This window comes from Ideonella azotifigens, from assembly GCF_006519715.1.
GTDB classification, from domain to species: Bacteria; Pseudomonadota; Gammaproteobacteria; order Burkholderiales; family Burkholderiaceae_C; genus Ideonella; species Ideonella azotifigens.
The window spans coordinates 1-2,991 of record NZ_VIDT01000656.1; the positions used below are offsets into that span (position 1 = coordinate 1).

The window sequence follows — 2,991 nt, forward strand, 5'->3', positions numbered from 1 at the left end:
TGCTGGCGCTGATGGGCAGCGGGCTGTACCTGGTCAAGGTCAGTTACGAGGCGCGCAAGCTGTTTGCCGACATCGAACGCGCCAAGGCCGACGAGCACCAGCTGGCGGCCGAGGCCACGCGGCTGGACGCCGAGCGCCGCAGCGAAGGCACGCACCTGCGCGTGGAACGCGACGCGCGCGAGAAGCTGCAGATGCGCTTGCCCACGCCGGACGCGACGCTGTATGTCGCCGAGACGCGTGCGGCCTCCGGGGGGGCTCGGTGATGGCGAAAAAGGCGACGAACTCGGTTCGTGGGGTGAACTACTCGACCAGCCCGCTGCTGGCCTCGAAGACGCCGCCGTGGCGCAGCCGTTTCCTGGTGCTGCTGGTCGGTGCCGCCTTCCTGGTGCTGATCGCCCGCGCGCTGTACGTGCAGGTGCTGGAAGCCGAGTTCTTCCAGAAGAAGGGCGAGGAGCGTTTTGCTTCCACGCTGAGCCTGTCGGCCAGCCGCGGCCGCATCCTGGACCGCAATGGTCAGATCCTGGCCATCAGCGTCAACGCACCCACGATCTCGATCAACCCGCAGCAGTTCAAGGCCAATGCCGACCAGAAGCGCCAGCTGGTGTCGCTGCTGGGCATGAAGCCGCAGGAGCTGGAGACCAAGCTGGCCGAGGACAGCGCTTATGCGGTGCTGCGCCGGCAGATCGACGGTGGCGTGGCGCAAGAGATCCGCAAGCTCGGCATCAAGGGCATCACGCTGGAGCCGGGCTACCTGCGCCGGTATCCGGAAAACGAATCGGCCGCGCACGTGGTCGGCTTCACCGACATCCAGGACGAAGGCCAGGAAGGCATCGAGCTGACCTTCCAGAAGCAGCTGCAGGGCCATGGCGGTTCGCGCAGCGTGGTCAAGGACAGGCTGGGGCGCATCGTCGAGGACCTGGGCGAGCCGGTGGACCCGCGCGACGGCAGCGACGTGCAGCTGACCATCGACTCCAAGGTCCAGGCCCTGGCCTACCAGCGCATCCGCGATGCCGTGCAGCAGCACCATGCCAAGGCCGGCAGCGTGGTGGTGCTGGACGCGCAGACCGGCGAGATCCTGGCGCTGGCCAACTACCCCAGCTACCTGCCCGAGGAGCGCCACAACCGCACTGGCGCCCAGCTGCGCAACCGCGCGGTGACCGATGTGTTCGAGCCCGGCTCGACGATGAAGCCGTTTGTCGTCTCGAAGGCGCTGGAGCTGGGCCTGGTCAAGCCCGACATGATGATCGACACCAGCCCGTTCATGGTCGGCCCGCTGCGTGTCAACGACGACCCGCACCCGCACCCGGCGCTGACCGTCTCGCAGGTGATCCAGAAGTCCAGCAACGTGGGTACCGTGCGCATCTCGCAGAAGATCGAGGCGCGCGACATGGGCGAGATGTACCAGGCGCTCGGCTTTGGCAGCAAGCCGCAGATCGGCTTCCCCGGCGCCGCTACCGGCAAGCTGCGGCCCTGGCGCAGCTGGAAGCCGGTCGAGAAGGCGACGATGAGCTACGGCTATGGCCTGTCGGCCTCGCTGCTGCAGATTGCCCGCGCCTACACCGCGATTGCCCGCGACGGCGAGCTCGCGCCGCTGACGCTGGTCAAGGGCGAAGAGGCCACCGCTTCGGTGCAGATCTTCCAGCCCGAGACGGTGCGCACCATGCGCCAGATGTTGCGCGGCACCGTGCAGCCCGGTGGCACCGCGCCGCTGGCGCAGCCGCTGGGCTATTCGGCTGGCGGCAAGACCGGCACCGCGGAAAAAATGGAAAACGGCCGCTACAAGAGTGGCAACTACCGCGCCTGGTTCACCGGCATTTCGCCGATCGACAAACCGCGCGTGGTCGTGGCCGTGATGCTGGACGAGCCCAAGCCGATCTATTTCGGTGGCCTGGTCGCCGCGCCGGTGTTCAAGGGCGTGGTCGAGCAGACCTTGCGCACGCTGGGCGTGCCGCCGGACCTGGAAGTCAAGCCGCAGGTGGTCGCCCAGATCGGCGGCACCGAACCCAACAAGACGACGTCCCACTGACATGCCGTTGACCCATCTGAGAAGTGCCGATGCCGCCGCCCGCTGGCTGACCTCCTGGGTCACCGGTGCGCTGCGCACCGACAGCCGCCTGGTGCAGCCCGGCGATGCCTTCATTGCCTGGCCCGGCCAGCGCAGCGATGGGCGGCAGTTCGTCGAGGCCGCGCTGGCGGCAGGCGCTTCCACCTGCCTGGTCGAGCACGAAGGCATTGGGGCCTTTGGCTTTCAGGACGCCCGCGTGGCCACGCTGCCGGGCTTGAAGGCGGCGACGGGCCTGATCGCCGATGCGTTCTACCGCCACCCCAGCCAGGCGCTGAAGGTGGTGGCCGTCACCGGCACCAACGGCAAGACCTCCAGCGCCTGGTGGACCGCGCAGGCGCTCAGTCTGCTGGGCCAGCGCTGCGGCGTGGTCGGCACGCTGGGCGTGGGCGAACCGCCGCGGCCACGCGCGCATGTGGCCGGTGCGGACAACGCAGCGGATGCCGGCAGCATCGAATTCACCGGCCTGACCACGCCGGACCCGGTGGTGCTGCAGGCGGGTTTTCGCCGCATGGCCGACGAGGGCTTTGCCGCCTGCGCAATCGAGGCTTCGTCCATCGGCGTGGTCGAGCAGCGACTGGCCGGCACGCGGCTGGAAGTCGCGCTGTTCACCAACTTCACGCGTGACCACCTGGACTACCACGGCAGCATGGAGGCCTACTGGGCCGCCAAGCGCCTGGTCTTCGCCTGGCCGCACCTGAAGGCCGCGGTGATCAACGTGGACGATCCGCAAGGTGGGCTGCTGGTGGCCGACCTGGCCGGCAAAGGCCCGGCGCTGTGGACCATCTCGGCCCGCGACGAGGCCCGGCTGCAGGCCCAGGACGTGGGCTACACCGGCCAGGGCCTGAGCTTCACGCTGGTCGAATCTTCCGCGCGCGTGCCGGTGCAGACCCGGCTGATCGGCGACTACAACGTGTTGAACCTGCTTG

The 2,991-nt window shown here is 68.5% G+C and carries 3 protein-coding genes; all 3 read left to right on the forward strand.

Annotated elements, in window-relative coordinates; genetic code table 11:
• Positions 1 to 263: cell division protein FtsL (gene ftsL / locus FKP22_RS25755; RefSeq protein ID WP_141290636.1), on the forward strand; the 263-nt coding region annotated here is incomplete at its 5' end.
• Entirely contained in the window at positions 263 to 2,026 is a 1,764-nt protein-coding gene (locus FKP22_RS25760) for a peptidoglycan D,D-transpeptidase FtsI family protein (protein WP_141290638.1), read from the forward strand. The genes ftsL and FKP22_RS25760, both read left to right, overlap by 1 nt.
• A 1-nt stretch (position 2,027) precedes the next feature.
• Positions 2,028 to 2,991: Mur ligase family protein (locus FKP22_RS25765; RefSeq protein WP_233446971.1), on the forward strand; the 964-nt coding region annotated here is incomplete at its 3' end.

Excerpts from the sequence above, each read along its gene's own strand:
- FKP22_RS25760 (WP_141290638.1), top strand. The coding sequence starts at position 263 with ATGGCGAAAAAGGCGACGAACTCGGTTCGTGGGGTGAACTACTCGACC.